This window comes from Streptomyces sp. NBC_00328, from assembly GCF_036139655.1.
Lineage (GTDB): Bacteria > Actinomycetota > Actinomycetes > Streptomycetales > Streptomycetaceae > Streptomyces.
The window spans coordinates 9,703,687-9,725,336 of record NZ_CP108013.1 but is presented as its reverse complement, the minus strand read 5'-3'; the positions used below and the strand labels follow the sequence as shown (position 1 = coordinate 9,725,336).

Genomic DNA, 21,650 nt, shown 5'->3' with positions numbered 1-21,650 from the left:
TGCCGGGCAGCACTGCCACACGACCCTAGCCAGGCGCATGAGGCCGGGGCCGCCCCTAGAGCACCCCTGAAATCCACTCCTCGACCGTGTGAGCGGTGGCCTCCGCGGCCGCTTCGACAATGGTGAAGTGATCGGCGGGTACGGAGCGGTAGGTGTGTCCGGTGTGCCAGGGGCGGGCTTGCCATGCGTTCCCGGATTCAGGTTCGGGTTCGGTCCCGGCAGCGGATTCAGTCTCGGATGGGGATTCGGGGAGGAAGCTGTGCTCGGCTCCGACGAACAAGACCGGTGACTCGACAGCGTCGAGCGGGAACTGGGGCAGCAGGTCGAAGTAGGCCCGCATTGCGGACAGGCCCGTCGTGTTGAACAGGCCGTACTCCTCGTCGCGCGCCACCATCGCCGCCGACATCTGCCGGAACACCTGGGCCTGCATGCCTCCGCCGGCTTCCTGGGTGACGCGGTAGGTGTCCACGAGGACCACCCCCGCCGCCGGGGTCCGCAGTTCGCTCTCCAGACGAGCCGCGGTGCCGTAGGCGAGGAGGCCGCCGGAGGAGTAGCCGAGCAGGACGAACGGCTCGCCTTGCGCTGCTTCCAGCACGGACCGGGCGAGGGCCGCGGTCAGGGCGCCTACGGAGCCGGGCAGACGCTCCCCCCGCCGGAAACCGGGCGACGGCAGCGTGGCCACGAACCGTATATCTCTGAAGTGCGCGGCCAGCCGGGCGTGCTGGTGCACACCACCGGTCGCCATCGGTGTGCTCAGGCAGATCAGCCGTGGCCGGGCGGGCCCGTCGGCCAGCTTCACCGGCTCCAGCGGTGCGGTCAGCTCCTCGTACGTGTCGAACGTGGGGCGCAGGTCTGCCACGGCGCGCAGCAGGTTGAACGCCTTGGTGGTCTCGCCGGCGGCCACGGTGCCGCGGAACAGCCCGCTGACGGTGTCGGCGCTGTCGCCGCCTTCACCGTCACCATCGCCGGCCGGGGCGGCATATCCGTCACCCGCCCCTCTCTGATCAGTGACGTCCATCAGGGCCGTCAGCATTCGCGCCAGACCCGTCGGCGTCTTGGTGTCGAAGACTGCCATCGGTGGCAGGTCGAGTCCGGTGGCCTTGTTCAGGGCGCCGCGCAGTTCCATGGCGCTGAGCGAGTCGACACCCGCCTCGAGGAAGTCCCTCTCCGGGTCGATGGCATCCGCTCCATCCGGGCCGCGGTACCCGAGCACGTCGGCGGCGGTCTTCAGAACGAGGTGCAGCAGCGCGCGTTCCCGCTCCTGCGGTTCCAGCCGCGCCAGTTCGGCGCGGACCGCCGCCGCGTCGGTCCTGGTGCTCACGGTGCGGCGAACCGGGCTGCGGACCAGGCCGCGGAAGAGGTCGGGGAGTTCGGCGGCGTCGCCCGCCGCGTGAAGTGCCTTGACGTCGAGGTGGATGGGGACGAGGGCGGGCGTGTCCGGGAGGGTCGCCGCCGCGTCGAACAGAGTCAGCCCCTGCTCGGGGGTGAGCGCGTGCACGCCGGTGCTGTTCATCCGGTCGATGTCGGCCCGGCTCAGCTCGCCCGCCATGCCGTCGGCCCACAGCCCCCAGGCCAGGGACTGCGCAGGCAGACCCTGCGCCTGCCGGTGGGTCGCCAGGGCGTCCAGGAACGTATTGGCCGCGGCGTAGTTGCCCTGCCCCGGATTGCCCAGTGTGCCGGCCGCCGAGGAGAAGAGGACGAACGCGGTCAGGTTCTTGTCCGCGGTCAGCTCATGCAGATTCCACGCCCCGTCCGCCTTCGGCCGCAGCACCCGGTCCACCCGCTCCGGCGTCAGCGAAGCGATCACACCGTCATCCAGCACACCAGCCACATGCACCACACCGGAAACATCCACATCCGCGATCAACTCCGCCAACGCCTCACGGTCCGCCACATCACACGCCGCCACCGCCACCTCGGCCCCAAGGGAGGACAGCTCTGCCACCAACTCCCCTACCCCTGGAGCCTGTTCACCCCGGCGACTGACCAGCAACAGACGTCGCACCCCGTGCCTCGACACCAAGTGCCGGGCGAACAACCCACCCAACGCACCACTCGCACCCGTCACCAACACGGTGCCCCCAGACGAGAACACCGATGCGGACACCGTTTCCTCCTCCCGCGCCCCCGAGGTGCGCACAAGCCGCGCACCGTAGGCGACCCCGTCCCGCACCACGACCTGCGGCTCACCGGCCGCCAGAGCGAGAGCCACGGATACAGCAGTGTCACCGCCCTCGCCGACATCGACCAGCACGAAACGGCCCGGATCCTCCGACTGCGCCGAACGCACCAACCCCCACACCGCAGCCCCGGCCAGATCGCAGACACCCTCCCCCGGCAATCCCACCGCACCGCGCGTAACGAACACCAACCGCCCATCCACAGACTGCAGTTGCGCAAGCGCCCGACACACCGCCGTCCGTGCAGCCTCCGCGTCCACACCTGCCTCAGGGCGCAGCACCGTCACATCACCCGGCACCGCCCCATCGCCCCGCACACCCGCCAACCGCACCCAGTCCACCTGGAACAACGACTCATGAACCGTCGGCCGGGCCACCGCCAACTGATCTGGCGCGACCTCCCTGAGGACCAGCGAACCGACCGTAGCAACCGGACGGCCCTGCTCATCGGCAGCCTCCAACGCGATGCCTTCGGCACCTCGGCGCGACAGCCGCACCCGCAGCCGAGAGGCACCCGTGGCATGCAGCGACACACCGGTCCACGCGAACGGCAGGCGCGTAGCCTCAGCGCCGTCCGCCAGCAACCCCGTCGCATGCAGGGCCGCGTCCAGCAGAGCAGGGTGCACCCCGAACCCGTCGACGCTCGTCTCCTCGGGCAGTGCGACCTCCGCGTACACGTCCTCACCACAGCTCCAAGCGGCCCTCAGCCCTTGGAACACCGGCCCATACTCCAGACCAGCCTCCGCCAGCCCCTCGTACAGGCCCCCCACATCCACCGGCACCGCACCCGCTGGCGGCCACTGCAGCAGATCGAAGGCACCCTCGAGCACTGCCGTGGAGAGGGTTCCTGTGGCGTGCAGAGTCCACTGGACGTCGTGGGCGTCGTCAGCGCGACTGTAGAGGCGTACCGCACGGCGCGCACCGGATTCGTCGGGCTCGTCCACGACGACGTGGATGACGATGCCACCGTTCTCGGGCAGCACGAGCGGCGCTTGGAGCGTCAGGTCTTCCAGCCGCTCGCAGCCGACCCGGTCGCCCGCGGCGATCGCCAGTTCCACCAGGCCCGTGCCCGGGAAGAGGACCGTGCCGCCGACCGCGTGATCCGCCAGCCACGGTTGGGATGCCAGTTCGAGGCGGCCGGTCAGCACCACACTGTCGGTGCCGGCCAGTGACACGGCCGCGCCCAGCAGCGCGTGCCCGGCGGGCTCCAGACCGGCCTCGGACATTCCGCCCAACTTGGCCGCGACCCAGGACTCGGACAAGTAGTCCAGGGTGTGGAACCAGTAGCGTTGCCTCTGGAAGGCGTAGGTGGGCAGGTCTACGCGGCGTGCTCCGGTGCCCGCGTAGAACGCCGCCCAGTCGACCGACCCGCCCCGCACGGCGATCCGAGCCAGCGCCGAGACCACCTCAGTGGCTTCCGGCCGGTCGCGGCGCAGCGCGGGCACGAACTCCGCGTCCTCGGCGGACTGCTGTGCCATCGCGGACAGGACGGCGTCCGGGCCGATCTCCAGGAACGTGGTAACACCCCTCGCCGCCAACTCCCGCACGGCGTCGGCGAACCGGACCGTTTCGCGGACATGCCGCACCCAGTACTCCGGATCCGCCAACTCGGCCCCACCCACCTCAGCACCGGTCAGCGTCGAGACGATCGGGATGACAGGCTCACCGAACTCCACCTCCCGCGCCACCGCCCGGAAATCATCGAGCATCGGCTCCATCAACGGCGAATGAAACGCATGCGACACCTTCAACCGGCTCGCCTTACGCCCCAAACCCTCGAAGTACTCCTGGACCCGCAGAACTTCCGACTCGACACCCGAAACAACCACCGCCGTCGGACCGTTCACCGCCGCGATACCGACACCGCCGACACCGACCAGCAGCGGACGCACCTCATCCTCCGCCGCCTGCACGGCGACCATCGCCCCGCCCTCGTCCAACACCTGCATCAACCGGCCCCGCGCCACAACCAACCGCGCCGCATCGACAAGTGACAGAACACCCGCCACATGCGCCGCCGCGAACTCACCGACCGAATGCCCCGCCAGATAATCCGGCCTGACACCCCACGACTCAAACAACCGGTACAGAGCGACCTCGATCGCGAACAACGCCGGCTGCGCGAACTCCGTACGACTCAGAACAAGCTCATCCGCACCCCACATCACCTCCCGCAACGGCACATCGATGACACCCAGCACCGCATCGAAAGCCTCCGCGAACACCGGAAACGCCTCATAAAGCTCCCGCCCCATACCAACCCGCTGCGCACCCTGCCCCGCAAACAAGAACGCCACCAGACCCCTGGAGCCCCGCACGCTCCCCTGCACCACACCGGCCGACGCCCGGCCCTCCGCCAACGCACCCAAACCCGCCAGCAACTCATCCCGACCCGCACCCACCACCGCAGCCCGGACATCCAGCACCGCCCGCGAACCCACCAGCGAGTACGCGACATCGAGCGGGCTCAGGCCAGGGGCTGATTCGAGGTGCGCCTTGAGGCGTCGGGCCTGACCCTGCAGGGCCTCCGGGGTCTTGCCAGAGATGAGAAGGGACACGGCGGGGAGGATGCTGTGTTCGCCCGGGGCTTCCTCGGGGCCCTCCGCCGGGGCCTGTTCAAGGATGACGTGGGCATTGGTGCCACTGATCCCGAACGACGACACACCCGCACGCCGCGGACGACCCGTCTCCGGCCACGGCCGCGACTCCGTCAACAAACGGACATGCCCCTGCGACCAATCCACCTGACGGGTCGGCTCATCCACATGAAGCGTCGCCGGCAGCACACCACGCCGGATCGCCTCCACCATCTTGATGATCCCCGAAACCCCCGCCGCCGCCTGCGTATGCCCCATGTTCGACTTGATCGAACCCAGCCACAACGGCCGCTCCACCGGACGATCCTGCCCATACGTCGCCAACAACGCCTGCGCCTCAATCGGATCACCCAACGTCGTCCCCGTCCCATGCGCCTCCACCGCATCGACGTGATCCGCAGCCAACTGGGCATTCGCCAACGCCTGACGAATCACACGAACCTGAGAAGGACCGTTCGGCGCCGTCAAACCATTACTCGCACCATCCTGATTCACCGCAATACCACGCACCACCGCCAGGACCGGATGCCCATTGGCACGCGCATCGGACAACCGCTCCACAAGCAGCATGCCCACACCCTCACCCCACGCCGTCCCGTCCGCCCCGGCGGCGAAGGACTTGCAGCGACCGCTGCGCGACAGGCCCCGCTGCCGGCTGAACTCCACGAAGGTCTCCGGCGTCGCCATCACGCAGACGCCTCCAACCAGGGCGAGGGTGCAGTCCCCCGAACGCAGCGCGTGCGCGGCGGAGTTGAGCGCGACCAGGGACGACGAGCAGGCCGTGTCCATGGTCACGGACGGGCCCTCGAGTCCCAGGGCGTAGGAGACGCGGCCGGAGGCGATGGAGCCGGTGTTCGCGTTGGCTGCGTAGTCGTGGTACATCATTCCGGCGAAGACGCCGGTGGACGAACCCTTCAACGTGGTCGGGTTGATCCCGGCCTGCTCGATCGCCTCCCAGGCGGTCTCCAACAGCAACCGCTGCTGCGGATCCATGACCAGCGCCTCGTTCGGCGCGATACCGAAGAGCGACGGGTCGAAAAGAGCGGCTTCGTGCAGGAAGCCTCCCTCGCGGACGTACGTCGTACCCGAGCGCTGCGCCTCTGGGTCGAAGAGTTGCTCGGCGTCCCAGCCGCGGTCGGCGGGGAAGCCGGTGACCGCGTCCACGCCGTCGGCCACCAGCTGCCACAGATCCTCCGGCGACTCCACCCCACCCGGATAACGGCAGCTCATCCCGATGATGGCGATGGGTTCACGGAGCGTGGCAGCGAGCTTCTTGTTCTGGGCACGCAGCCGCTCGCCCTCCTTCAACGCCGATCGGAGCGCGTCGACGAGCTTGTTCTGATCAGAGCCGACCATTACAGATCTCCCGTTTCCCCGCTGCCGAGCGCCAGGCTGATGAGGCTTTCGGCGTCCATGTCGTCGATCGAGTCCTCCCAGGCGACGTCGGCCTCGTCCGACCCTGTGTGTACGTCGCCGACGCCGCCGAGTTCGAGCAGGACGTCCAGCAGTCCCGCATGCCGCAGCCTGGTAAGTGGGATGGCCTGCAGTACCGCGCGGATCTCGGCCTCGCCCGCCCCCTCGGCGTTGCCGTTGTCGCCCACGTCCGGGATCAGTTCCGCTCGCACGTGTTCGGCGAGCGCCCGGGCGTTGGGGTAGTCGAAGACGAGCGTGGGCTGAAGCCGCAGGCCGGTGAGACCACCCAGTACGTTGCGGAACTCGACCGCGCTGAGCGAGTCGAAGCCCAGCTCGCTGAAGGCCCGGTCCGGGTCGATGGCGTCGGCGCCCACGTGGCCGAGGATCGTCGCGGCGTTCGTCCGGACGAGGTCCAGTAGCAGGGCTTCCTGTTCCTCAGCGGCGTGGCCGGTGAGCCGCTGCTCAAGGGTCGCCTCGGCAGCTTGCCCGCCGCCCGCCGTCGCGGCGCGCCGGGCGGGCGCGCGGACCAATCCCTGGAACAGGGCGGGTAGTTCATCGCCGACCGCGGCGAGTGCCTTGACGTTCAGGTTCATCGGGACCAGTGAGGGTGTGTCCGGCAGGGTTGTCGCCGCGTCGAACAATTCCAGGCCCTGCTCCGCGGTGAGGAGATGCACCCCAGTGCTACGCATCCGGTCGCTGTCGGCCTGGCTCAGCTCTCCCGCCATGCCGTCGGCCCACAGCCCCCAGGCCAGGGACTGTGCAGGCAGACCCTGCGCCCGGCGGTGGGCAGCGAGGCCGTCGAGGAAGGCGTTCGCTGCCGCGTAGTTGCCCTGGCCCGGATTGCCGAGCGTGCCCGCAGCTGAGGAGAAGAGAACGAACGCGGTCAGGTCCCTGTCCGCGGTCAGCTCATGCAGATTCCATGCCGCATCCGCCTTCGGCCGCAGCACCCGGTCCACCCGCTCCGGAGTGAGGGAGGCGATGACGCCGTCGTCCAGCACGCCGGCCGCATGCACCACCGCCGACAACTCCACATCCGCGATCAACGCAGCCAACGCCTCACGGTCCGCCACATCACACGCGGCCACCACCGCTTCAGCACCCAGGGCGGACAGCTCCCCCACCAACTCACTGATCCCTGGGGCCTTTTCACCCCGACGGCTGACCAGTAGCAGACGCCGCACCCCGTATCCGGTCACCAGGTGCCGGGCACACAACCCACCCAACGCACCACTCGCACCCGTCAGCAACACCACGCCCTCGGACGAGAAGACGGCCGGAGCCTGCTCGGCCACCACCACCGGCGTACGTACCAGCCGCGCACCATAGGCGAGACCATCACGCACCACGACCTGGGACTCACCTGAAGCAAGCGCCAACGCCACCGCGGCGTCGCCGGCTACATCGGTGTCCACATCGACGAGGACGAACCGGCCCGGATCCTCCGACTGCGCCGAACGCACCAACCCCCACACCGCAGCCCCGGCCAGATCACGAACATCCTCACCCGCCAGCCCCACCGCGCCTCGCGTGACAAGTACCAACTTGCCATCAGTGGACTGGAGTTGGCCGAGCGCCTGGTGCAAAGCCGAACGAACCTCACCCGTGCCGACGCCAGGAGCGGAACGCAGCACCGTCACATCACCCGGCATCGCCCCATCGCCCCGCACACCCGCCAGCCGCACCCAGTCCACCTGGAACAGCGACTCATGAACCACCGACCGGCCCACCGCCAATTGACCCGGGGGAACCTCCCGCAGGGAAAGCGCGTCGACGCTCGCCACCGCGCGGCCGGCGCCATCGGCGACCTGTAGCGCGACCGACTCTCCCGCAAAGGTGAGTCTCAACCGCACCCGAGTGGCAGCCACCGCGTGGAAGGACACCCCCGTCCATGCGAACGGCAGCCGAGCGGAACCACCGTCGCTGCCCTCGCGCAGCCCGATCGCGTGCAGACACGCATCCAACAGGGCCGGGTGCACCCCGAACCCGTCGACGCCCGTCTCTTCGGTCAGTGCGACCTCCGCGTACACCTCTTCACCACAACGCCACGCCGCCGTCAGTCCCTGGAACACCGGCCCATACTCCAGACCAGCCTCCGCCAGCCCTTCGTACAAACCCTGCACATCCACCGGCACCGCACCCGCTGGCGGCCACTGCACCAGATCGAAGTCCGGCCGTGGACCGGCATGGGTGAGCAGGCCCACGCCGTGGCGCACCCACTGCTCGTCCTGGCCCTCGGCACGCGAGTGAATGCCTACATGTCGGGAGCCCGTATCGTCGGATGCTCCGACGGACACCTGGACCTGGACTCCGCCACGCTCCGGAAGCATCAGCGGCGCCTCGAGCGTCAGCTCCTCCAGTCGGCTGCAGCCGACCTCGTCGCCAGCACGGATCGCCAGTTCCACCAGGCCCGTGCCCGGGAAGAGGACCGTGCCGCCGACCGCATGGTCCGCCAGCCACGGTTGCGCGGAGGTCGACAGACGCCCCGTCAGCACCACACCGTCGCTGTCAGCCAGCGTCATGGCCGCGCCCAGCAGCGCATGTCCGGAGGCCCCGATCCCCATCTCGGACAGGGCGGTGCCCGTCTCGACAGTGCTCTCCTGCCAGTAGCGTTGCCTCTGGAAGGCGTAGGTGGGCAGGTCTACGCGGCGTGCTCCGGTGCCCGCGTAGAACGCCGCCCAGTCGACCGACCCGCCCCGCACGGCGATCCGAGCCAGCGCCGAGACCACCTCAGTGGCTTCCGGCCGGTCGCGGCGCAGCGCGGGCACGAACTCCGCGTCCTCGGCGGACTGCTGTGCCATCGCGGACAGGACGGCGTCCGGGCCGATCTCCAGGAACGTGGTAACACCCCTCGCCGCCAACTCCCGCACGGCGTCGGCGAACCGGACCGTTTCGCGGACATGCCGCACCCAGTACTCCGGATCCGCCAACTCGGCCCCACCCACCTCAGCACCGGTCAGCGTCGAGACGATCGGGATGACAGGCTCACCGAACTCCACCTCCCGCGCCACCGCCCGGAAATCATCGAGCATCGGCTCCATCAACGGCGAATGAAACGCATGCGACACCCTCAACCGGCTCGCCTTACGCCCCAAACCCTCGAAGTACGCCTGGATCCGCAAGACTTCCGACTCGACACCCGAAACAACCACCGCCGTCGGACCGTTCACCGCCGCGATACCGACACCGCCGACACCGACCAGCAGCGGACGCACCTCATCCTCCGCCGCCTGCACGGCGACCATCGCCCCGCCCTCGTCCAACACCTGCATCAACCGGCCCCGCGCCACAACCAACCGCGCCGCATCGACAAGTGACAGAACACCCGCCACATGCGCCGCCGCGAACTCACCGACCGAATGCCCCGCCAGATAATCCGGCCTGACACCCCACGACTCAAACAACCGGTACAGAGCGACCTCGATCGCGAACAACGCCGGCTGCGCAAACTCCGTACGACTCAGAACAAGCTCATCCGCACCCCACATCACCTCCCGCAACGGCACATCGATGACATCCAGCACCGCATCGAAAGCCTCCGCGAACACCGGAAACGCCTCATAAAGCTCCCGCCCCATACCAACCCGCTGCGCACCCTGCCCCGCAAACAAGAACGCCGCCAGACCCCTGGAGCCCCGCACGCTCCCCTGCACCACACCGGCCGACGCCCGGCCCTCCGCCAACGCACCCAAACCCGCCAGCAACTCATCCCGACCCGCACCCACCACCGCGAGACGGTGGTCCATGGTGGATCGGGCGGTGGACAGTGAGTAGGCGACGTCCACTGGTCGCACGGCCGGGTCGCTCTCCACGTAGTCGCGCAGGCGTTCGGCCTGAGCCCGCAGGGCCTCGTCCGTCTTCGCCGACAACAGCCACGACACGGCGGGGAGGATGCTGTGTTCGCCCGGGGCTTCCTCGGGGCCCTCCGCCGGGGCCTGTTCAAGGATGACGTGGGCATTGGTGCCACTGATCCCGAACGACGACACACCCGCACGCCGCGGACGACCCGTCTCCGGCCACGGCCGCGACTCCGTCAACAAACGGACATGCCCCTGCGACCAATCCACCTGACGGGTCGGCTCATCCACATGAAGCGTCGCCGGCAGCACACCACGCCGGATCGCCTCCACCATCTTGATGATCCCCGAAACCCCCGCCGCCGCCTGCGTATGCCCCATGTTCGACTTGATCGAACCCAGCCACAACGGCCGCTCCACCGGACGATCCTGCCCATACGTCGCCAACAACGCCTGCGCCTCAATCGGATCACCCAACGTCGTCCCCGTCCCATGCGCCTCCACCGCATCGACGTGATCCGCAGCCAACTGGGCATTCGCCAACGCCTGACGAATCACACGAACCTGAGAAGGACCGTTCGGCGCCGTCAAACCATTACTCGCACCATCCTGATTCACCGCAATACCACGCACCACCGCCAGGACCGGATGCCCATTGGCACGCGCATCGGACAACCGCTCCACAAGCAGCATGCCCACACCCTCACCCCACGCCGTCCCGTCCGTCGACGCCGCGAACGACTTGCACCGCCCGTCAGGAGCAAGCCCCCGCTGCCGGCTGAACTCCACGAACGCTTCCGGCGTCGCCATCACCGCGACACCACCGGCCAACGCCAGCGAACACTCCCCCGACCGCAACGCCTGCACCGCCAAATGCAACGCCACCAACGACGACGAACACGCCGTATCGATCGTGACGGCAGGACCTTCCAGACCAAAGACATAGGACACACGGCCGGAGGCAACGGATCCGGCATTCGTGTTGTCCTGATAATCGTGGTACATCATTCCGGCGAAGACGCCGGTGGACGAACCCTTCAACGTGGCAGGGTCGATACCCGCCCGCTCGAACGCCTCCCACGACGCCTCCAACAGCAACCGCTGCTGCGGATCCATACCAAGTGCCTCATTCGGGGAAATACCGAAGAAGGCCGGATCGAAGTCACCAGCACCGTGCAGGAATCCACCGTGCCTGACGTAACTCGTGTTCGGACGCTCGGAGTTGGGATCGTACAGCTCGTCGATATTCCAGCCACGGTTCGTCGGGAACTCCGACACCGCATCCACGCCGTCGGCCACCAGCCGCCACAGATCCTCCGACGACTCCACCCCACCCGGATAACGGCAGCTCATCCCGACGATCACCACCGGATCGTCGTCGGTGACAGCCACGTTGGTGACGCCGCCAGCGGTGTCGCCGCCGGTGCCGGTGACCTCTTGGAGCAGGTGCCGGGCGAGCACGACAGGGCTGGGGTAGTCGAAGACGAGGGTGGCGGGTAGGCGCCGGCCGACGGCCTCGCCCAGACCGTTGCGGAACTCGACCGCGCTGAGCGAGTCGAAGCCCAGCTCGCTGAAGGCCCGGTCCGGGTCGATGGCGTCCGGGCCCGCGTGGCCAAGAGTAGCCGCGGCCGCAGCCCGGACGAGGCCGAGGATCTCGACCTCCTGCGCCTCTGGGGACATCCCTGCGAGCCCCTGGGCCAGGGCGCTCACGGTGCCCGTCATACCACTGACGACACGACGGACCGGGCGGTGGACCAGGCCGCGGAAGAGTTCGGGCAGTTCGGCGCCACCACCCGCGCCGTTAAGTGCCTTGACATCCAGGTGGATGGGAAGGAGGGCGGGCGTGTCCGGCACGGTTACCGCCGCGTCGAACAGCTCCAGGCCGCGCTCCGGGGTGAGCGCGTGAACGCCGGCGCTGTTCATCCGGTCGATGTCGACCTGGCTCAGCTCGCCCGCCATGCCGACGGCCCACAGCCCCCAGGCCAGGGACTGCGCAGGCAGACCCTGCGCCTGCCGGTGGGTCGCCAGGGCGTCCAGGAACGTATTGGCGGCGGCATAGTTGCCCTGCCCCGGATTCCCCAGCGTTCCAGCAGCCGACGAGAACAACACGAACGCCCTCAGATCCTTCTCCGCAGTCAACTCGTGCAGGTTGAGGGCCGCGTCCACCTTCGGACGCAACACCCCATCCACCCGCTCCGGAGTCAGCGAAGCAATCATCCCGTCGTCCAGGACACCGGCCGCATGCACCACACCCGACAGGTCGACGTCCGCGATGAGCGCCGCCAGCGCCTCGCGATCGGCGGCGTCACAGGCGGCCACCCTCACCTCCGCGCCCAGAGCCCGCAGCTCCGACGCCAACTCCACTATGCCCGGGGCCCGTTCACCCCGACGGCTGACCAGCAACAGACGACGCACACCATGCCCGGACACCAGATGCCGGGCGAACAAACCGCCCAACACACCACTCGCACCCGTCAGCAACACCACGCCCTCGGACGAGAAGACGGCCGGAGCCTGCTCGGCCACCACCACCGGCGTACGCACCAGCCGCGCACCATAGGCGAGACCATCACGCACCACGACCTGGGACTCACCTGAAGCAAGCGCCAACGCCACCGCGGCGTCGCCGGCTACATCGGTGTCCACATCGACGAGGACGAACCGGCCCGGATCCTCCGACTGCGCCGAACGCACCAACCCCCACACCGCAGCCCCGGCCAGATCGCAGACACCCTCCCCCGGCAATCCCACCGCACCGCGCGTAACGAACACCAACCGCCCATCCACAGACTGCAGTACGGCGAGCGCACGGTGCACCGCCGAACGCACCGCCGCAGCGTCCGTGCCAGGGGCGACAGGCAGCACCGTCACATCACCCGGCACCAATCCGCCCTGCGGATTCTCGGGCAGTCGTACCCAGTCCACCTGGAACAGCGACTCATGGAACGCCGACCGGGCCACCGCCAACTGATCCGCCGATACCTCCCTAAGAACCAGCAAGCCGACCGTGGCCACCGGACGGCCCTGTTCGTCGGCGACCTCGAGGGAGACACCCTCGTCGCCCTCAGGGGAGAGCCGTACCCGAAGCCGGGCGGCGCCGGTGGCGTGCAGGGAGACCCCGGCCCATGCGAAGGGCAGGCGCACTGCCTCGGTAGCTCCCGCCAGCAGCCCGGTCGCGTGCAGGCACGCATCCAGCAGCGCCGGATGCACCCCGAACCCGTCGACACTCGTCTGCTCGGGCAGCTCGACCTCGGCATACACGTCCGCACCGGAGCGCCAAGCGGCCGTCAGCCCTTGGAACACCGGCCCATACTCCAGACCGGCCTCCGCGAGGGTGTCGTACATCCCGGCCAGATCGACCTTCTCGGCACCGTGCGGCGGCCATTGGGCCAGGTCGAAGGCGGGCGCCTGGGCTCCGGCGGACAAAAGACCGGTTGCGTGGTGCGCCCAGGGCTGCTCCTCGCCATCGGGGCGGGCGTGCACCTGCACCGAACGCGTGCCGTCCTCGGCGGCGTTGCCCACCACCACCTGTACGGCGGCCCCGCCCCGCTCCGGCAGTACCAGCGGCGCCTGGAGCGTCAGTTCCTCCAGTCGGTCGCAGCCGACCCGGTCGCCCGCGGCGATCGCCAGTTCCACCAGGCCCGTGCCCGGGAAGAGGACCGTGCCGCCGACCGCGTGATCGGCCAGCCACGGTTGCGCGGAGGTCGACAACCGGCCGGTCAGCACCACACCGTCAGTGACCGGCGAAGCCAGCACGGCACCGAGCAGTGGGTGCGCAGCCCGGTCCAGGCCGGCCGACGTGACTCCGCCGGCGTCCGCTCCCGCCCAGGCATCGGCCCAGTAGTCCAGGGTGTGGAACCAGTAGCGTTGCCTCTGGAAGGCGTAGGTGGGCAGGTCTACGCGGCGTGCTCCGGTGCCCGCGTAGAACGCCGCCCAGTCGACCGACCCGCCCCGCACGGCGATCCGAGCCAGCGCCGAGACCACCTCAGTGGCTTCCGGCCGGTCGCGGCGCAGCGCGGGCACGAACTCCGCGTCCTCGGCGGACTGCTGTGCCATCGCGGACAGGACGGCGTCCGGGCCGATCTCCAGGAACGTGGTAACACCCCTCGCCGCCAACTCCCGCACGGCGTCGGCGAACCGGACCGTTTCGCGGACATGCCGCACCCAGTACTCCGGATCCGCCAACTCGGCCCCACCCACCTCAGCACCGGTCAGCGTCGAGACGATCGGGATGACAGGCTCACCGAACTCCACCTCCCGCGCCACCGCCCGGAAATCATCGAGCATCGGCTCCATCAACGGCGAATGAAACGCATGCGACACCTTCAACCGGCTCGCCTTACGCCCCAAACCCTCGAAGTACTCCTGGACCCGCAGAACTTCCGACTCGACACCCGAAACAACCACCGCCGTCGGACCGTTCACCGCCGCGATACCGACACCGCCGACACCGACCAGCAGCGGACGCACCTCATCCTCCGCCGCCTGCACGGCGACCATCGCCCCGCCCTCGTCCAACACCTGCATCAACCGGCCCCGCGCCACAACCAACCGCGCCGCATCGACAAGTGACAGAACACCCGCCACATGCGCCGCCGCGAACTCACCGACCGAATGCCCCGCCAGATAATCCGGCCTGACACCCCACGACTCAAACAACCGGTACAGAGCGACCTCGATCGCGAACAACGCCGGCTGCGCGAACTCCGTACGACTCAGAACAAGCTCATCCGCACCCCACATCACCTCCCGCAACGGCACATCGATGACACCCAGCACCGCATCGAAAGCCTCCGCGAACACCGGAAACGCCTCATAAAGCTCCCGCCCCATACCAACCCGCTGCGCACCCTGCCCCGCAAACAAGAACGCCACCAGACCCCTGGAGCCCCGCACGCTCCCCTGCACCACACCGGCCGACGCCCGGCCCTCCGCCAACGCACCCAAACCCGCCAGCAACTCATCCCGACCCGCACCCACCACCGCAGCCCGGACATCCAGCACCGCCCGCGAACCCACCAGCGAGTACGCGACATCGAGCGGGCTCAGGCCAGGGGCTGATTCGAGGTGCGCCTTGAGGCGTCGGGCCTGACCCTGCAGGGCCTCCGGGGTCTTGCCAGAGATGAGAAGGGACACGGCGGGGAGGATGCTGTGTTCGCCCGGGGCTTCCTCGGGGCCCTCCGCCGGGGCCTGTTCAAGGATGACGTGGGCATTGGTGCCACTGATCCCGAACGACGACACACCCGCACGCCGCGGACGACCCGTCTCCGGCCACGGCCGCGACTCCGTCAACAAACGGACATGCCCCTGCGACCAATCCACCTGACGGGTCGGCTCATCCACATGAAGCGTCGCCGGCAGCACACCACGCCGGATCGCCTCCACCATCTTGATGATCCCCGAAACCCCCGCCGCCGCCTGCGTATGCCCCATGTTCGACTTGATCGAACCCAGCCACAACGGCCGCTCCACCGGACGATCCTGCCCATACGTCGCCAACAACGCCTGCGCCTCAATCGGATCACCCAACGTCGTCCCCGTCCCATGCGCCTCCACCGCATCGACGTGATCCGCAGCCAACTGGGCATTCGCCAACGCCTGACGAATCACACGAACCTGAGAAGGACCGTTCGGCGCCGTCAAACCATTACTCGCACCATCCTGATTCACCGCAATACCACGCACCACCGCCAGGACCGGATGCCCATTGGCACGCGCATCGGACAACCGCTCCACAAGCAGCATGCCCACACCCTCACCCCACGCCGTCCCGTCCGTCGACGCCGCGAACGACTTGCACCGCCCGTCAGGAGCAAGCCCCCGCTGCCGGCTGAACTCCACGAACGCTTCCGGCGTCGCCATCACCGCGACACCACCGGCCAACGCCAGCGAACACTCCCCCGACCGCAACGCCTGCACCGCCAAATGCAACGCCACCAACGACGACGAACACGCCGTATCGATCGTGACGGCAGGACCTTCCAGACCAAAGACATAGGACACACGGCCGGACGCGATGGCGCCGGTACCGCTGTTCGCGGCGTAGTCGTGGTACATCATTCCGGCGAAGACGCCGGTGGACGAACCCTTCAACGTGGCAGGGTCGATACCCGCCCGCTCGAACGCCTCCCACGACGCCTCCAACAGCAACCGCTGCTGCGGATCCATACCAAGCGCCTCGTTCGGGGAAATACCGAAGAAGGCCGGATCGAAGTCACCAGCACCGTGCAGGAATCCACCGTGCCTGACGTAACTCGTGTTCGGACGCTCGGAGTTGGGATCGTACAGCTCGTCGATATTCCAGCCACGGTTCGTCGGGAACTCCGACACCGCATCCACGCCGTCGGCCACCAGCCGCCACAGATCCTCCGACGACTCCACCCCACCCGGATAACGGCAGCTCATCCCGACGATCACCACCGGATCGTCGTCGAGGGCGGTGGCCGGTGCCGTCGCGGGCGCGTCCGTGTCCTGGCCAGAGAGCTCCTCCAGGATGTGGCGGGCTGCGTCGGCCGGGCTCGGGTGGTCGAAGACGAGGGTGGCGGGCAGCCGCAGACCGGTGTCCTCGTTGAGGCCGTTGCGCAGTTCGACGGCGGCCAGGGAGTCCACGCCGAGTTCCCGGAAGGCGCGCTCAGGCTCGATCGCCCGGGCGTCGGGGAAGCCGAGGACAACGGCCGCCCGGTTGAGGACCAGGTCGAGCAGTACCTGCGGGTGCTCTTCCTCCGGCAGCGCGCCGAGCCGCCGCTTCAGCGTGCCGACCTCGGCCCCGGGTGCGCCCGTGCTGCGACGCCGCCGGGCGCCTGCGGGGACGAGCCCGCGCAGCAGAGCAAGCATGTCCTCGCCCTGGGAACGCAGGGCGGCCATGTCGAACTTGACAGGGACGAGGGTGGTTTCGGTGGTGTGCCGCGCAGCGTCGAACAGCGCGAGGCCCTCCTCGGGGGTGAGCGCTTGGATGCCGCCCTTGGATATCCGCCCGCGCTCCGCCTCATCGAGGGTGTCGGCCATGCCGACGGCCCACAGCCCCCAGGCCAGGGACTGAGCAGGCAGACCGACCGACCCGCGGTGGGCGGCCAGGGCGTCAAGGAAGGTGTTGGCGGCGGCGTAGTTGCCCTGGCCAGGGGCGCCCAGGGTGCCGGATCCGGAGGAGAAGAGGACGAAGGCGGACAGGTTCTTTCCGACCGTCAACTCGTGCAGGTTGAGGGCCGCGTCCACCTTTGGACGCAGCACCCGGTCCACTCGCTCGGGAGTGAGGGAGGCGATGACGCCGTCGTCGAGTACACCGGCCGCATGGACCACTGCGGACAGGTCGACGTCCGCGATGAGCGCCGCCAGCGCCTCGCGATCGGCGGCGTCACAGGCGGCCACCCTCACCTCCGCGCCCAGAGCCCGCAGTTCCGACGCCAACTTCGCCATGCCCGGGGCTCGTTCACCCCGACGGCTGACCAGCAACAGACGACGCACACCATGCCCGGACACCAGATGCCGCGCGAACAAACCGCCCAACACACCACTCGCACCCGTCACCAACACCGTCCCCCCGGCCGAGAAGGCCGGGGCCCGCTCGTTCACCTCCAGGGGCATACGCGCCAGCCGGGCACCATACGCCTTGCCATCACGCACGACGACCTGCGGTTCGCCCGTCGCCAGTGCGAGGGGGACAGCAGCGTCCTCGCCCTCGCCGACATCGACCAGCACGAAACGGCCCGGATCCTCCACCTGCGCCGAACGCACCAACCCCCATACGGCAGCCCCGGCCAAATCCGTGACATCCTCACCCGGCAACGCCACCGCCCCCCGGGTAACGAACACCAACCGCCCCTCAGCCGACTGCAGTACGGCGAGCGCACGGTGCACCGCCGAACGCACCGCCGCAGCGTCCGTGCCAGGGGTGCTGGTGAAGACCGCGGCGGGCGGCTGAGCCTCGGACGCGCCCGCCGGGAGGGGGGTCCACTCGACGTGATACAGGGAGTCGTGGAAACCGCTCCCGGTGGCGGCCAGTTGCTCCTCAGAGATCGGCCGCAGCACCAAGGACTCGACGGTGGCCACCGGGCGCCCGTCGGAGTCGGCCAGGTCCAGGGCGACACCCGTACCTGTCGGCGTCAGCCGTGCCCGTACGGCGGTGGCTCCCGCCGCGTGCAGGGTGACCCCGGACCAGGCGAAGGGCAGCGCCGCCTGCCCACCGGTGATCCCGGTGAAGCCGACGGCGTGCAGGACCGCGTCGAGGACGGCCGGGTGCAGGCCCAGCCGCTCCGCGTCCTTGTGCCCCTGTTCGGGCAGGGCGACCTCGGCGTACACCGTGTCGCCGTCCCGCCAGGCTGCTTTCAGGCCCTGGAACACCGGGCCGTACTGGAGACCGAGGCCAGCGAGGTCCGGGTAGAGGCCGGTCGCGTCGAGCGGTTGCGCACCGGGGGGCGGCCACTGGGTCAGGTCGGCGCGTTCGCGGGCCGCGCCACGCGTCAGGACACCGGCAGCGTGGCGGGTCCACGGGGCCTCAGCGGAGGGGCGACCGTGTACGGTCAGCGATCGGGTACCGGAGGCGTCGGCCGCCGCGACGGCGACCTGTACCTGCACGGCACCGTGCTCGGGCAGGGCGAGCGGCGCCTCCAGGGTCAGCTCCTCGAGGACGTCGCAGCCGACCTGGTCGCCGGCGCGTACGGCCAGTTCGACGAAGCCTGTGCCGGGGAACAGCACGGTGCCACCGACCACGTGGTCGGCCAGCCACGGTTGCGCGGACGTCGACAGCCGACCCGTCAGCAGCACACCGTCGCTGTCGGCCAGCGTCACCGCGGCACCGAGCAGCGGATGGTCGGCGGCGTCGAGGCCGACGGAGGCGACGTCTCCGGCGCCGTTCTCGGGCGTGATCCAGTAGTGGCCGCGCTGGAAGACGTAGGTCGGCAGGTCGACCCGGCCCGCCCCGCGCCCGGCGAACACGCCCGCCCAGTCCACGGCCGCACCGCGCACGTGCAACTGTCCGACTGCCGCGAGAACGGCGCCCGCTTCCGGCCGGTTGCGGCGCAGCGCGGGCACGAACTCAGCGTCCTCGGCGGACTGCTGTGCCATCGCGGACAGGACGGCGTCCGGGCCGATCTCCAGGAAACGGGTGACGCCCTCCGCCTCCAGGACACCTACGGCGTCGGCGAACCGGACCGTTTCGCGGACATGCCGCACCCAGTACTCCGGATCCGCCAACTCGGCCCCGCCCACCTCAGCACCGGTCAGCGTCGAGACGATCGGGATGACAGGCTCACCGAACTCCACCTCCCGCGCCACCGCCCGGAAATCATCGAGCATCGGCTCCATCAACGGCGAATGAAACGCATGCGACACCTTCAACCGGCTCGCCTTACGCCCCAGACCCTCGAAGTACGCCTGGATCCGCAAGACTTCCGCCTCGACACCCGAAACAACCACCGCCGTCGGACCGTTCACCGCCGCGATACCGACACCGCCGACGCCGACCAGCAGCGGACGCACCTCATCCTCCGCCGCCTGCACGGCGACCATCGCCCCGCCCTCGTCCAACACCTGCATCAACCGGCCCCGCGCCACAACCAACCGCGCCGCATCGACAAGTGACAGAACACCCGCCACATGCGCCGCCGCGAACTCACCGACCGAATGCCCCGCCAGATAATCCGGCCTGACACCCCACGACTCAACGAGCCGATACAACGCCACCTCAACCGCGAACAACGCCGGCTGCGCAAACTCCGTACGACTCAGAACAAGCTCATCCGCACCCCACATCACCTCCCGCAACGGCACATCGATGACACCCAGCACCGCATCGAAAGCCTCCGCGAACACCGGAAACGCCTCATAAAGCTCCCGCCCCATACCAACCCGCTGCGCACCCTGCCCCGCAAACAAGAACGCCACCAGACCGTCGGAAACGGTGCCACGCAGGATCTCGGTGCGGGTCTCGTCGGCGGCGAGGGCGGTCAGCGCGGTCACGGCCGCGTCCCGGTCCGCGGCGAGGACGACCGCGCGGTGTTCCAGCGCGGTACGGGTGGTCGCGAGGGAGTGGCTCAGGTCGAGTGGGGCCAGGTCGGTGCGCTCGGCGACGTGGGCGCCGACGCGGTCGGCCTGGGCGCGCAGGGCGTCGGCGCTGCGGGCGGAGACGAGCCACGGCAGCGGGACGTCGGCCGGCCAGGCGAGCGGGGCCGGTGCGGGGGGCTCGGTGTCGTCCTGGGCGGGCGCGGGCGGCTCCTCCAGTACGAGATGCGCGTTGGTGCCGCTGACGCCGAACGCCGAGACGGCGGCCCGGCGGGGCTGCTCGCCGCGCGGCCAGGGGCGGGACTCGGTGAGCAGCTCGACGTTGCCCGCGTGCCAGTCGACGTGGGTGGACGGCCGGTCGATGTGCAGGGTGCGCGGCATGGTCTCGTGCCGCATCGCCATGACCAGCTTGATGATGCCGCCGACGCCGGCCGCGGCCTGGGCGTGGCCGATGTTCGACTTCAAAGAGCCCAGCCACAACGGCCGGTCCTCGGGCCGGTTCTGCCCGTACGTGGCGAGCAGCGCCTGCGCCTCGATCGGGTCACCGAGGGTGGTGCCCGTGCCGTGGCCCTCGGCCAGGTCGATTTGAGTGGCGGAGACGCCGGCGGCGCTGAGCGCCTCGCGGATGACACGCTGCTGGGAGGGGCCGTTGGGGGCGGTCAGGCCGTTGCTGGCGCCGTCCTGGTTGACGGCCGTGCCCTTGACCACGGCGAGCACCGGGTGGCCGTTGGCGCGGGCGTCGGAGAGGCGTTCGAGCACAAGGATGCCGGCGCCCTCGGCCCAGCCGGTGCCGTCGGCGGCATCGGCGTAGGCCTTGGCGCGGCCGTCGGCGGCCAGTCCGCCCTGCCGGGCCATGCCGATGAAGGGGCCCGGGGTGGACATCACCATGACGCCGCCGGCCAGTGCGAGGCTGCACTCGCGTTCGCGCAGTGCCTGGGCGGCAAGGTGGACGGCCACCAGCGACGACGAGCAGGCCGTGTCCACGGTCACCGACGGGCCTTCCAGTCCCAGGGCGTAGGAGACGCGGCCGGCGATGACAGCGGCGACGGCGGCCGTGCCCATGAAGGGGCCGGCCGCTTCGGGGGCGGCGTTGAGCAGGTCTCCGTAGTCCTGGAAACCGGATCCCGCGAAGACGGCGACCTGGCCGCCGCGCACCGAGTCGGCGGGGATACCGGCTCGCTCCAGGGCTTCCCAGGACAGCTCCAGCATCAGCCGCTGCTGCGGGTCCATGGCCACGGCCTCACGCGGCGAGATACCGAAGAAAGCGGGGTCGAACTCGGCCGCCCCGTCGATGAATCCGCCGCGCCGGGCGAAATCGAGGTCGGCGACGGAGTCCAGGTTCCAGCCGCGGTCGGCCGGGAAGGGGCCGACCGCGTCGACACCGTCGGCCACCAGCCGCCACAGCTCCTCGGGGGAGGTCACTCCGCCCGGGTAGCGGCAGCTCATGGCCACGATCGCGATCGGGTCCTGCTCCCTGGCCTCGTACTCCTGGAGCCTGCGACGGGTCTGGGCCAGGTCGGCGGTGACCCGCTTGAGGTACCCGAGGAGTTTCTGATCGTCAGCCATCTGCCCGCCTCGCAACGTCCTTGGGAATACGCACGGTTCCGGTGGTTCGCATGGATCCAGCCGTTTGCATGGATCCGGTGGTTCGAACGGTTCTCGTCATGACC

At 69.3% G+C, this 21,650-nt stretch carries 2 protein-coding genes; both read right to left on the bottom strand.

Going from position 1 to position 21,650, the window contains the following annotated elements; genetic code table 11:
* Positions 1-55: 55 nt before the first annotated feature.
* A complete protein-coding gene (locus tag OG485_RS42760) occupies positions 56-6,133 on the bottom strand; it encodes a type I polyketide synthase (RefSeq protein WP_328663514.1) in 6,078 nt (2,025 codons plus the stop codon).
* Positions 6,133-21,561 carry an SDR family NAD(P)-dependent oxidoreductase gene (locus OG485_RS42755; RefSeq protein WP_443048640.1) on the bottom strand — a complete coding sequence of 5,143 codons (15,429 nt, stop codon included), beginning with the start codon at positions 21,559-21,561 and terminating at the stop codon, positions 6,133-6,135. The genes OG485_RS42760 and OG485_RS42755 overlap by 1 nt, the downstream gene beginning before the upstream one ends.
* Positions 21,562-21,650 lie beyond the last annotated feature (89 nt).

Coding starts and splice junctions, on each gene's coding strand:
- OG485_RS42760 (WP_328663514.1), bottom strand. CDS start 6,133: ATGGTCGGCTCTGATCAGAACAAGCTCGTCGACGCGCTCCGATCGGCG.